This window comes from Candidatus Brocadia sapporoensis, assembly GCF_001753675.2.
GTDB lineage: Bacteria > Planctomycetota > Brocadiia > Brocadiales > Brocadiaceae > Brocadia > Brocadia sapporoensis.
The window spans coordinates 1-13165 of the sequence record NZ_MJUW02000096.1 but is presented as its reverse complement, the minus strand read 5'-3'; the positions used below and the strand labels follow the sequence as shown (position 1 = coordinate 13165).

10 protein-coding genes and 1 pseudogene are annotated in these 13165 nt (G+C 41.7%); 5 read left to right on the top strand and 6 right to left on the bottom strand.

The window, feature by feature from the left end; all coding sequences use genetic code 11:
• Window positions 1-51 precede the first annotated feature (51 nt).
• Window positions 52-2382 carry an AsmA family protein gene (locus BIY37_RS08725; protein ID WP_070067458.1) on the bottom strand — a complete coding sequence of 777 codons (2331 nt, stop codon included), beginning with the start codon at window positions 2380-2382 and terminating at the stop codon, window positions 52-54.
• Window positions 2383-2824: 442 nt separating this feature from the next.
• Between BIY37_RS08725 and BIY37_RS08720 the strand changes: the two genes are divergently transcribed.
• The 5 genes from BIY37_RS08720 to sat all read left to right on the top strand — a co-directional run bounded on the left by BIY37_RS08720 (window position 2825) and on the right by sat (window position 8109).
• Window positions 2825-4303 (top strand): UTP--glucose-1-phosphate uridylyltransferase, encoded by a 1479-nt coding sequence (locus BIY37_RS08720; RefSeq protein WP_230402484.1) that lies wholly within the window; start codon window positions 2825-2827, stop codon window positions 4301-4303.
• Between the two features lie 202 nt (window positions 4304-4505).
• Window positions 4506-4784: a hypothetical protein gene (locus BIY37_RS13180; protein ID WP_143299228.1), complete on the top strand. Its 279-nt coding sequence runs from the start codon at window positions 4506-4508 to the stop codon at window positions 4782-4784.
• Window positions 4785-4930: 146 nt separating this feature from the next.
• Window positions 4931-6607 (top strand): adenylyl-sulfate reductase subunit alpha, encoded by a 1677-nt coding sequence (locus BIY37_RS08715; protein ID WP_070067457.1) that lies wholly within the window; start codon window positions 4931-4933, stop codon window positions 6605-6607.
• Window positions 6604-6933: a 4Fe-4S binding protein gene (locus BIY37_RS08710; RefSeq protein ID WP_070067456.1), complete on the top strand. Its 330-nt coding sequence runs from the start codon at window positions 6604-6606 to the stop codon at window positions 6931-6933. The genes BIY37_RS08715 and BIY37_RS08710 overlap by 4 nt, the downstream gene beginning before the upstream one ends.
• 6 nt (window positions 6934-6939) lie before the next feature.
• Window positions 6940-8109, top strand: coding sequence for a sulfate adenylyltransferase (gene sat, locus BIY37_RS08705; protein ID WP_070067455.1), 1170 nt, complete (start codon window positions 6940-6942; stop codon window positions 8107-8109).
• Between the two features lie 201 nt (window positions 8110-8310).
• On the opposite strand, the gene BIY37_RS08700 is transcribed toward sat, so the two are convergent.
• The 5 genes and pseudogenes from BIY37_RS08700 to BIY37_RS08675 all read right to left on the bottom strand — a co-directional run bounded on the left by BIY37_RS08700 (window position 8311) and on the right by BIY37_RS08675 (window position 13057).
• Window positions 8311-11343, bottom strand: coding sequence for an MXAN_5808 family serine peptidase (locus tag BIY37_RS08700; protein WP_070067454.1), 3033 nt, complete (start codon window positions 11341-11343; stop codon window positions 8311-8313).
• 147 nt (window positions 11344-11490) lie between these two features.
• On the bottom strand, window positions 11491-11670 hold the full coding sequence (locus BIY37_RS08695; protein ID WP_070067453.1) for an aminotransferase class III-fold pyridoxal phosphate-dependent enzyme: 180 nt from the start codon (window positions 11668-11670) through the stop codon (window positions 11491-11493).
• Between the two features lie 20 nt (window positions 11671-11690).
• Window positions 11691-12037: pseudogene (locus BIY37_RS13920) on the bottom strand (aminotransferase class III-fold pyridoxal phosphate-dependent enzyme).
• A 35-nt stretch (window positions 12038-12072) separates the two neighbouring features.
• The gene (locus tag BIY37_RS08680) at window positions 12073-12369 is read right to left on the bottom strand and encodes an aminotransferase class III-fold pyridoxal phosphate-dependent enzyme (RefSeq protein ID WP_070067451.1); all 297 of its coding nucleotides are present in this window, start codon (window positions 12367-12369) and stop codon (window positions 12073-12075) included.
• 190 nt (window positions 12370-12559) lie between these two features.
• Window positions 12560-13057, bottom strand: a complete 498-nt coding sequence (locus BIY37_RS08675) for a hypothetical protein (RefSeq protein ID WP_070067450.1) — start codon at window positions 13055-13057, stop codon at window positions 12560-12562.
• Between the last annotated feature and the right edge of the window lie 108 nt (window positions 13058-13165).

The following is a 13165-nucleotide window of genomic DNA, read 5'->3' as shown; positions in this document are numbered from 1 at the left end:
CCGACGACAGCAACGGTGTCTGGTGAAAAGAAGTGTTCTAACATCGATTCCCTACAACCCCCTTGCCTCCGACTTCTTTTCGCCATCCGAAGTCGTGTTTGGTTCATGTTTTGGCAATATTTCAAACAAACTTTCTATAGACCTGGTGAGTGGTTTAAAAGGTACTGAATGAATTTCTGGATTCGAAAACGTGCCCCTGACCTCTACCATGGTTAATTGTTTTCGCACACCGCCTACAACCAAATCAAAAAATCTCCCCACAATAGGGAGTTGAGAAAAAAAACCTTTATTAAATGCGGCAGCTGCCTCTAAACGAACATCTCCATTAAAATGAATATCCCCATGCCCACTAATTTCAACCGTATCGCTGGAAACCATCCCTTCATCAATATGGATAATGCCGTCTTTTACATCAAGCCTTACCTTTGCACTATGAAAACTTTCTTTTTTTGGTAAACTGAGGTTAAGAACATTAAAAATATTTAGAATAATAGGCACATCAGAAAGATATCCTTCGTCTACATTGATTTTTCCCTCGGCACAAAAACTTTTAGGATCTGTGCCATTCCCATGGAATTTAATATTTCCATATAGTAACCCAGATAAGGCATTCTCCTTCTTTCCAATTTTACGGGATAGTTCTTCAAGTGTAATCCTTGAAAAAATCACTTCTCCTTCGTATTGATTCGGATCGATGTCTGTCTTAAAAATGAAATTCCCTACTACCTGTCCGCCACAGCATCGGGCACTGATATGTTTGCCCACGATTCCCGCATTGCAGAACTCGAGTCTTCCTTCCATCCCCCATAGAGGGATCTTATATGTACCTGCAAGAACCTCACAACCCTTAAGTTCAACCGCCATGGCATAATTGAAATCCTTTTGTTCAAGAAAGTCCTGGAAATCGCCACTGATTTCTATCTTACCGGCCGGCTGCAGATGCGTCCAAATCTTTTCTCCAAGCATTTTATTGGGCAGATTTTTTAAAAAGGATTCTGTTATCGATACACTTGGGGAATAGAAATGAAATATCTTTCGACTCTTATTCGTATCATACACACCATTCATTTCTGTAAAAATGGACTGATCCCCACATTCTATAAAACCGCTGGCATTTTTAAAGACCGCAATATCATTGGCGAGATTGAAGTCTCCGGTCACATATGAAATAGGCAGGGGAAAGTCTTTAAGTCTCACCTCCAGGCCTTTGCCATTCGCACTCAAATAATAATCCCGTTTCTGGTTCTCTCCTTCATTATACTGGAATGTCAGATCCATCATGCCCGTTGGCTGTATCTTTGAGCACACCTGTACATCGATATCAGGTATTTTTTTTAAAAGTTCCTGATCCATAAAGAGATTGGCAATCTTCAATGCAAAGGTCTTTCTTGGCCCGTAAAGATCGAACTCTCCGCTTAATTCGGCCTGAGAAGTAGATTCTCCGCATTTGACATACGCGGTAATTCTTCTCAGATATATCTTTGCCGGGTTCAATTCTAACTCGCCATTCACATCTTGAACCGATACCGGCAAATATTGATACATACCCTTCAGCCCATTAAGATTAACACTGACAATGTAATCCATCTTTTCCTGCTTATCCTTGTTATCAAAACGGGCATTACAGAAGGCACTGACCCTTCCCTCCGGTTGATATTTTTCCCACAACATCTTGCCTAGGTAAGGAAATTTGCTACAAAACCTCTCGTTCATCATGACGTTATTTGCGTAAGCTTTAATATCGAGACGAGGAATTTCAGGGAAAAGTTTCATTGCAAATGAATAATTCCCCAGAAATTCGTCATCAACGCTTCCTTTGATGATAATGTCTTTGAAAGAGCCCGCGTATGGTAGGGATACGATATCGATGCCTGACAATTTAATTTCCTGGCCAGATGTCTGCGGGTCTTCCTTGATATGTATCTTCAAATCTCTGATTTCGATACCCTGCCGCAAAACATTTACATAAGGCGGTATTCCCACCTCATCAAAATGCGCCTTTATGGTATTCAGGAGAGACCAAATATCGGTTGGCTTTTCAACCGTTAACTCTGGCGCAATAACAATGGCATTATTAACAACAAATTGCCCTTTTATAAGGCTTTGTGGATCATGTTTTAATACAATGCGGGGAATTTTGAGCGATTTGCCCCGTGTGTCTTCAGAGGTACCGACAAACGAAAAATTTTTAATAGTAATCCCTTCCAAAAAATCGATATGCACAGAATCAACTTCAGTGTCTCCAAACTCTTTCATCATGCCTAGCAGGCGATTCTTTATCGTTTCGTCAGAGGTTATCCGTTTTGCAAAGATATATACAAACGCTCCTATTCCTACCACAAAACAAACCGCAACCAAAACAATAATCACGCTTTTTTTCATATAACTTCCTTTGCCATAAACAAAATAATGTTTAAGGTTACTGTTATTACAAAGGTATTTCAAGTTTAAATTTCTAAAAGAGTTAAAGAAGCTGAATGGGAAAATCCTTGCCGTTCCGGAAAAATTTTTTATAATTATATCACTTGTACTTAATGAGGATTTCGTCCGTAAATAATATGAACAATATAATATTGCCTTTGGGTCCGTTCATATGGGAAACGAACCCCCACCCTGAGTTTCTGAAACTATTCAAACACGCTCGTTCATTATGCCAGAAAATAAATGTATCCGGCAAACTCGGTTCCCACGACAGGACATAAACATTATTATAAAATTCTAAATCCACTTACCGATACTTGGGTTGTCGTAAAAGGCTCCTTCAGGCATACTTAAAAAAGCAAAAATTCCTGAATCCTATTGATGTATGATGGAAAATGAACGCATGAAAACGACTCATTTCGACAGAGATTTTCCGGTAAATAACAAAGTCATTACAAGAGAACTCTTGGAAAAGGAATATCCAGGCTATCTACGCCATGTTAAAAATGCCTTTGAAGCTGGACAAATCCATATCTTTCGGTGGTGGAATGAAATAACTGCTTCAGAAAAGAAGAATCTCTTAGATCAGGTGTCTACCATTGATTTTGGTCTTATAAAGAAAGTTTTTAATGATGCCGTTCTGAAACCCGCCCGAACATCCCGAGACAACTTAACTCCCCCGCCTATCATCACTTTTCCAAAAAAAGATGCGGAAAAGGAAATGGCACATAAAGCAAAGCTTACGGGTGAAATCTCTCTACAAAAAGGAGAAATTGCCATTCTTACGGTTGCTGGTGGAGATGGAACAAGGTTAGGAATCAACGGACCGAAAGGAACATTTCTCATCACACCAATTACCAGAAAGAGCATTTTTCAACTCCATGCTGAAAAAATAGTTGCGGCTCAAAAGAGATACAACACAAGAATCCCATGGTACATTATGACCAGTAAAAGTAATGATTCCGCAACGCAGAATTTTTTCAAGGTGCACAATTTTTTTGGATTAAACTCCCACCAGGTGTGCTTTTTTACGCAAGACATGGTACCCGTTGTTGATCTGCAAGGGAATGTAATGATGGACTCAAAATCAAATATCATCATGAGCCCGAATGGACATGGCGGAGCCCTCATGGCCCTTAAGGAAAAAAACGTCCTTAACGACATGAAGCGTCGTGGCATTAAAAACATCTTTTATCATCAGGTTGATAACATTTTAGTAAAAATAGCTGATCCTGTTTTCATTGGACACCATATGAGAAATTCATCTGAGGTATCATTGAAAATTGTTAAAAAATGTGACCCTGAAGAAAAAGTAGGAATTGTAGTATATATCGACGGAAACTTGCACATGATTGAATACAGCGAACTCAGCCGAAAAGATATGTATGAAAAAAATGAGAATGGCACCCTGAAATACCATGCCGGAAATATTGCAGTTCATATGATAAATATCGATTTTCTTGAAAAAGTATATCAGTCAGGAGAATCTCTCCCATATCACGCTGCAATAAAAAAGGTACCATACTTAGATGAAGATGGTAACGTGATCGACCCTAAACAAAATAATGCGATTAAATTCGAGAGTTTTATTTTTGATATATTGAAATACGTTAAAAAAAGCGTGATTATGGAGGTGTTGCGTGAAGACGAGTTTTCACCTATAAAAAATATGGAAGGGGAAAATTCGCCAGAGACCTCAAGGCAAGACATGGTTAATCAGTTTGGACGATGGTTGCGGAACATCGGTGTTTCTATTCCCGTCGATGTGCGGGGTAATGTGATTGGTTTAATCGAAATCAGCCCTTGTTTCGCCATGGATGAAGAGGAGTTAAAAAACAAGGTAGACAAACAACTGCAATTCAACGGAAAGTTACTTTTATAAATTGCTGTGAAACGGTATTATACAAAACAGTTCAACCAAGGCAGCAATATCTGCCTTTTTAATCTTTAGATCCACCTGGATAAACAGATAAAAAGGGAATGATGAATCTAAAAAAATAATTTCGTCGAATTGCACCCATAAACCCCTCGTCATCAGAATACGCAGTTATTATTCCTTAGCCAATTTCGTTTCGCAAGGTTGAATGCAATTTTCAGGATCTTGTAATTTTGTCGTTTCTCACCTGAATAGTATACCCTATCCAGAAAAGCCGCCACTTTTATTCTGGCTTATCAATTTATTTTTACTTCCTTTTGAAAAGATTGCAGGGCTATCTTCCCGCCTGCCTTCTGCATTTGCAGGCATCGTTTGCTGTCTGGCCATATTTTATTCTGAGTGGAATTTTATTGTTGCGATTTATAAGGCGCCCTCGGATAATTCCCTTTCTCTTCATCCTCACCTTTACGATTCTGACAACGTTTAGTCTGAGTACCCTAAAGGTAATTCCGGCGCTGAATCAATATAAACCAGCGAAAGGAAAAATAGTCGTGCTTTATTCCGTTTTGAAATTGACATAAAAATAAAATATGAGTAGTATTATTTTTTTGTAAATTTTCGATTTTTCGTGTTATGGGCACTTTACATATAGATACTGATATATTGATTATTGGTGGCGGGGCAGCGGGGTGTTTTGCTGCAGTGGAGATTTACAAGAATTCTCCCGGCTGCCGGGTGGTTGTCATGGAAAAGGCACACATCGAGCGCAGTGGGTGTCTGGCTATGGGGCTGAATGCCATCAATGCATACTTACATGAGGGGCAAACACCTGATTCCTATGTTGCATATGTTGAGCGGCAGTTTGAGGGTATTATCAGAAAGGATCTTGTCTACAGCATTGTTCGGGGGCTTAATGAGGTAGTCAAAGACGTGGAAAAGATGGGGTTGCCCATAGAAAAGAATGAAGATGGCACCTATAAGATGCGTGGGAAACGCAGTATTCGTATTTTTGGCGAACGGTTAAAACCCATTCTAGCGGAAGCCGTGCAAAAAACACCCGCCCAGGTTTTTAATCGCGTTGTGGCAACCAATTTTATTTACGACAATAGCCGTGTTTGCGGGGCGTTTGGCTTCGGAATTCGGGATGGCATCTTTTATGTTGTCAGGGCAAAAGCCGTAATCGTTGCAACCGGGGGAGCTTCAGGTATCTATAAACCGCATAACACAGGGGAAGCACGGCATCTGCTGTGGTATTGCCCCTGGAATGCAGGAACCGGATATGCTATGGGAATACGGATTGGGGCAGAAATGACGAGTTTTGAAAATCGATTTATTGCCCTGCGGGTAAAGGATGTGAATGCGCCAACTGGCACCATCGCCGTAGGTGCACATTCGAAACAGATTAATGCACGCGGAGAAGACTACCTGGAACGCTATTATAAACATTGGGGCGGGAATAAGTGCCTGACACATCACAGGCTTCTGGCAACCGTTGAGGAAAAGAAAATTGGCCGTGGTCCCTGTTTTTTGAATACAACCACGTTAACTGAAGTGGAAGAGAGAAGACTCAAGGAAGATTTTTTAAATATGAATCCTCAGATTATCCTTTTGTGGGCAACAAAAGAGATGAATCCGCGGAAGAAACCTGTGGAAATTTATGGCACCGAACCTTTCCTGGTGGGTGGTCATTGTCAGGCGGGGTACTGGATCGACAAGGACAGAAGAACGACAATCCCCGGTCTTTATGCCGCCGGAGAAGTAGCAGGGGGCGCACCCAAGAAATACGTAAGCGGAAGTTGGGTTGAGGCGCGTATTGCTGCAACAACTGCACTGGAAGATATAAAAGGGGTGCCCCTGATAACTATAGATGAAGATGTGGTCAGGAAGGAAAAAACCAGGGTTTTGCATCCTTTAACAAAAAAAGCGGGTATATCGCCGGCAGAGGCAAGGGAACGACTTCAAAAGATTATGGATGAATACGCTGGCGGAATCTCCATGAATTACGCACTTCATGAAGAAAGATTACTGGAAGCAAGGCGATTACTCAAAGGCCTCAAAGACCGTATGAAAGACCTGTTTGCCGTAAATCATTATTCTCTGGTCGAAGCATTGGAATGTATCGACCGGGTTGATGTCGCAAAGGTATTGGTAGAACATCTGATATACCGTAAAGAGACGAGATGGGCATGCTACCAGACCCGGTTTGATTATCCCGAAAAGGATAACAGCCGATGGCTTACATTTGTTAATTCTGTCTATAATCCAAAAACGGATGAAATATTCATGATAGAAAGGCCTTTGTGCTCATGAGCATCTTCATTGACGAAACTATCTGTAATGGTTGCAAAGGATTACCTGAGGCGCGATGTGAGCGCATCTGCCCGGGCGATCTGTGCTACCGCAAAGAAAACACGAAGGCAGCGATTCGTGACCAGTCGGCTTGCTGGACGTGCGCCAGTTGTGTGAAGGAATGCCCTGTACAGGCGATTGAGCTGAGACTTCCTTTCCAGATATGCAGTAGCGGCTCTTCCTTAAAAGCACGGTTAAAACGCGACAAAACGATTTGGACAGTCTGGGATGCCGAAGGGCACCAGGAGGAATTTATTATTCGGACACGATGGTTGAAAGGAGATTAAGGAAAGATGGTTAAAAACATTGCGCCGCATGGGGGAAAGCTTATTCACCGGATTGTATCCACGGAACAACGGGAAATACTGTTGGATAAGGCAACTCATTATGACATGAAAAAAATCCAGCTAAATTCCCGCGAGATGTCAGACCTTGATATGATTGCCGTTGGAGCAATGAGCCCTCTGGAAGGATTTATGTGCAAAGCGGATTATGACAATGTCGTGGACAATATGCGGTTGTCAAATGGGCTGCCGTGGTCAATTCCGATTGTCCTCTCAGCAACAAAAGAAGAGGCTGAAGGCCTCAAGCCGGGCAAAGAGATTGCTTTGACAGATCGGGCCAATGAAGTAATTGCAATTTTACACCTTGAAGAAATCTTTCACCATGACAAACGCAAAGAATCGTTAGAGGTTTATGGTGTTGATGACAGAAAACATCCTGGCGTGGATTATGTTTATACTATGGGAGAATACCTTCTTGGAGGCAAGGTGAGTGTGGTCAATCGGGCAAAGCCTTCTGATTTTTTGTCATACCGGATGGATCCTCAAGAATTGAGGGATACGTTTGTAAAAAAGGGCTGGAAACGCGTAGTTGGTTTTCAAACTCGTAATCCCGTGCATCGCGCCCACGAATATATCCAGAAATGTGCCCTGGAGATCGTGGATGCCATCCTGTTACACCCTCTCGTAGGAGAAACCAAGAGTGATGATGTACCGGCAGATGTCAGAATCAGGAGTTATGAGGTACTTTTAGAGAAATACTACCCAAAGGACAGGGCCATGCTGTCTGTTTTCCCGGCTGCAATGCGGTACGCCGGACCAAGGGAAGCCATCTTCCATGCGCTCGTGAGAAAGAATTATGGCTGTACCCATTTCATTGTAGGACGAGACCATGCGGGCGTCGGCAGTTATTACGGCACATTTGATGCCCATTATATCTTCGATGAATTTGATCCTCAGGAGATAGGAATTACCCCATTATTTTTTGACCACACCTTCTACTGTCAAGCTTGCAGCGGTATGGCCTCTTACAAGACATGCCCTCATGATTCATCCAACCACGTCATCCTGAGTGGTACAGAGGTCAGGAGGATGCTCGGCGCAGGACAAGCTCCGCCTCAAACATTCACAAGACCAGAGATTGCAAAAATATTGAGTGATTATTATCAGAAATTGAAATAGGATAAAAACCTTTTTTCTAAGAAACGAAGTAAACAAAAATCCTTGTGCGAGGACGATTGCACGAAGCAATCTAAACCACAGATATCCTTCGTTCGCAATGACAGCTTTTTTACGTTCATGATAAGTCGCATAGCCCTGAATGATATACGGCATGTCACCCCTGTGCCCCTCATGCATATCTGTGTGAGGACACGGGGGTTTTTATAGTCCATTTGCAACAACACTTCCCCTTGTCGCAACAAACGACTTCGTAGTAACAAGGTCATGATCGTCACGTGCAACTATCGTCACTACATTAGGCCCTTCTTTTAAAGATAGATTGGTGTTAATTTCAAATCTGTTCGATTCTTTTAAGTCGGGAATCTTATTAGATTTAAAAAAGACCTTATCATTATTAATCAGGATATATGCATGTTTTACACGCACATCATCTTCTATAACAGCAGAGAGCGTTAACGGGTCGTTTCCGAGCAGCATTTTCGATAAGGTTTGTTTCAGGATTATTGTCGGAGGAGTCCGTTGTATAAGAAGTTCTGGCGCACTCGGCACACTCCGCGATTCTTTTAATTCTATAACATCTTTTGCTGACACCCAACCATCCCGGTTCTTTGCAAGCGTTATACGAAACCAATCGGAAAGTTTTGCATCTCCCATCAAAATAGTTCCCTCCTTCAGCATGGATAACACCGGCGAGTCAAACGACGCTCCACCGTAGAGTGGTGTATAATTCCTTTCAACTTTCAAAAGACCAGAAGTTTGCACGATCTTCTGCTTGTTTGCTATAATAGGAAATGTGAGTTTGCTGGTTAAAAACGTCCCGAAGACCATATCGGAAATGATCATGTCCATGCTGAATTTGTCCGACGACACCGTTTCTTTTATAAAAAATGAAAGGGATGCTTCTTTCATCTCTCCCGGATTGAGCGCTCCTATTTCTGCCCTACCATTTTTTACAAAAATTTCTTTGTTACTGAGATCCCTTACCGATATTACATTTTTTTCAGATACACCCTCTCCGATGTTTTTCACGGATACGAGCACTTCAATATCCTCTCCGCGTTGTATCAAGCCATCTCCATTATTTTTCGACGAGTTCTTTACGGTATCCAGAATCTGATATGAATAGGCAAAAAGAGGTCGTGGTAACGCCTCGGTAATGATATTCAGTTTAACGTCCTTCGGATTATGCTGGTTCAATTCTTCAAACTTAATGACGACCTCGTCTTCCCTATCAAGTGCACCCTTAGGAATTTCTATAGTTGTGGAATACGACCGTGTACCTCTTGCATCTATTTTCCCCAAAATAAACTCAACTTTATCAAAGAGACCATTCTTGCTCGATGAAATACCTCGTAACTGGTATACCGGCGATTCTCCAACATTTGCAGCCGTTATTGTAAGGGTAATCTTATCTCCAGCCTTCACCCGACCGTTTGCAGGAATTGTAGAAAAAGAAATATCCGTCTTTACTGTCCCGGTACTTGTGCCAGGAGACCAGTCAATATCCAATTTTTGAAGCGCCTGAGCAATTTTCTTTTCTTCGGCCTTTGCAGTTTCTTCGATAACAGGAGAGGAGTTTTCTAAAAAAGTGGTCCGTTGCCATGTATTTGCCCTGGCAAGCAGTTTTTTGGCGAAGATAATATGAAGATCTGTATTAAAATCTGGCAGTTTATAGGGATCCCCCGTCTCCTCTTCCAATTCTTCCGGTTTATCCTTATCCTTATCTCTGTCCTTGTCTTTTTCCTTGGTTTCTAGATAATATTTCAGAGTAGCAAACGGTGTCTCATCTTTTCGATGTTCATCAAGATGCTGTTTGAGGTCCTCTTCGCGAAGGGCAACGATACCCCGAAAGAGGTTGATGTGATCCTTTGTAACGGTTGCAGGAATAAGCTTAATATCAGGAGTAATACCAACCGACTGAATATCTGTGGATAATGGGGTAAGATATTTGGCTATGGTTAATTTTAATGCAGAGCCATCCATAAGCTCAATGAGTTGCTGCACAGAACCTTTGCCAAAGCTCCTGTCGCCGACAATAATGGCCCGATCGTTCTCCTTAAGCGCTCCGGCAACAATTTCGGCGCCGGAAGCACTTCCCGCATCAACAAGCACCACAATCGGATACGGGGCTTCGTCTGTATCGGTTTTTCTGGCTTCAGCGACCTCTCTGGGATGACCGCTCGGACCAACCGTAATAACGATCGCCCCTCTTTCAAGAAATTTATCCGCAACTTCTATGGCCTGATCTAACAGACCCCCGGAATTGTTTCTTAGGTCAATGATTAACCCCTTGAGTTTTTTGCCGGATGATTTGAGACGTTTCAGGTGATCGCTAAGCATCTGCGATGTATCATCCTGAAAATTTCGTATTTTTATATAGCCCAAATCCCCATCCAGCGATGCGGATTCCACCGTCGGAATAACAATAATCTCCCGTTTCAAAACAACCTCTTTTGATTGAGCCACCTTTTCCGTTAAAACGGAAAGCGTTACGGTAGTCCCCGGGTCACCGCGTAGTTTTCCAACAGATTCCGTAAGATTCATGTTGACGGTAGACTCACCATCAATTTCAACAATTTTATCTCCAGCCTTCATGGCAGCCCGTGCAGCAGGAGTGCCATCAATCGGCGATATTACCGTAAGTACACCATCTCGCAAGCCAACTACCATGCCGAGTCCGCCGAACTTGCCTGTAGTACCGATCCTAAATTCGTCAAACTCCTTTGGCGGCAAAATGATAGAGTGCGGATCAAGTTGAGTGAGCATGCCATTAATCGCAGTATATTCGATATCACTGGCAGTAATGATCTCAGATGGCGGGCGATTTGTATTAATAAACGACAGGGCATCGTGGAGTATCTCGACCATGTCTTTTGTTCGGTGAATTTTTGACAAATCAAACGTTTTTGAAATATCATCCACCGTTATCTTTTCGGTATTGGTATTTTCTGAAAAGTCTGCTAATACCTCAGGGACAATCCTTTCTTCCCACGCAAGCGCCTCTTTAAGCATTTCTACCGATTTTATGCGCTCGGGGTCCACATACAGCCGATTGACATAAGAGCTAACAATCCCGGGCAAGCGAAACTTATAGTTGCGTTCTTCTTTTTCTGTTCGTTTTTCAGAACGCGGCTCCAGTCCAAAGGTTTTTGTAAGACTTAGAAAAGAGAAGGTGATTGAAAATAAGGTAAAGAGTAAATACTTCACATGGCTTGATGTAAATTTTAATTTCATGCGTAATCCCTTTCGGTTTATAAATAATTTTATTGAACCGTAAGTATAAAAAGATAAGAAATATTTATCAAGGAAATAGTCGGTTGGGATGACATAGTACGTATACCTGTTTTCACCAAAATAGCCGATGGCCTGGGAAAAAACATTTTACATGGTTTCTTTCAGACACTCTTCAAATATGGGCAAAGCAATATCTGCATCCTCTTTTGAAAGAATCAATGACGAACAGAAACGGATGGCACTGCACCCACAGCCCAAGAGTAACAATCCATTTGAGAACGCCTTCTGGCCAACACTTTCACGCTCTTCCGATACGTACGCCTTCATTTCTTTGTCTTTTTACTATTTCAACGGCAAACATAAGTCCTGGCTCCCCTGACATCACTGATAATAGGATAGGCACGCTCTAATTTCTTTGATTCTTGCATCAGATAAGTGCCTTGTTTCGCAGCATTACCAACAAACCCGTCTTCAAGCAACTTGATCGTGGAGAATGCAGTTTGATAACTGACGGGACTTCCTCCAAAGGTGCTTTTATGACTGCCGGGAACCCAATTCATAATTCTTCCCGAGCAACTGTGGCAGACAAGGGGAGTCCTGATGCAATTCCCTTTGCAAGGGCAATAATATCAGGAATAATGTTAAAGCGTTCACAGACAAACATCTTTACTGTGCGACTCATGCCTGATTGCACCTCATCGGCTACACAGAGGCTATTATACTCGTGTGTTAATTGATATAACGCCTTATGTAGTAACGTGCCAATTTAAATGCAGCCTCTACAGATTCCACGCCAGGTTTCCGAAGAAGACTTTTTTGTGTAAGGTCCGGAACAAATTGCAGAAAGATTTTCTGCCAGCTCGATATGGAGGGGATTATAAAAATCGTACCTGACATATAAACAAGGGTTTCTGCCTGGCTATTGATTGCTGAAACGATCTGATTGTGACTGTGTCCGGTATTATAAACAGCGACACTTGCAGTAAAACCAAGGAAGGCATTATTGTCTACATCGGCAATATCCATACCTTTTGCATTTTTTACTACTAAGGGATAGCTTTTTGCTGAGGATGGCGAGACAAACTTTTTTCCCTTTCCAGGTATTGGATTGCATTAGAGCCAGGAAATTTCGTGCGTATATTTTTTGCCATCCGTACAAACCTTTGAACAACATGATTATCAAACGTCGTATTATTTTTTCTTTTGGCAATAATACTTAATATACCAGATCGGCAAATGCCTCCTGTGCATAATGCCCTTTGCCAAGGACAGAAAGACATCTTCTGAATTCACGGATATTTTTAAAATTTTCCGACAGGTACTGGGCAACAAATGTTTCGGCCGATATAAAATTGAGATCTGGACCTTTATCCTCTGGACTTTGGTAAATTTTATAAGCCACAATATCCGTAATCATTTTTAAGTTAATGTCTTTTGCCGCAGAAACCATATTCTTAACGATGTCAAAACTCAAAGGTTGTTTATCCTGATAGTAATTATACACCGTGTCAGCAAATTGATTAATTGATTTCACCCTCTTCTCTAGCCGGGATAAATGGTCTTTGAATACATCTAAATCCTTGAACGTTTCTGATATATATTGGGATATGGTCTCTGTGGCTGCAAGAAAATTTGCCTCTGTTCCCATGTTTTCCGGACTTTCATAGATTTTATATGCAATAATATCGTAACTATTCAGCGTACTTTCGCTCACAAATCCTATGAGTGAACAAAATATTGATTCTGTAATTCCGAAGGGATGTCATGATTATAGCATATCGTTATGCAATGACGGTTAACCCTGTAGGGGTGGCATGGTATC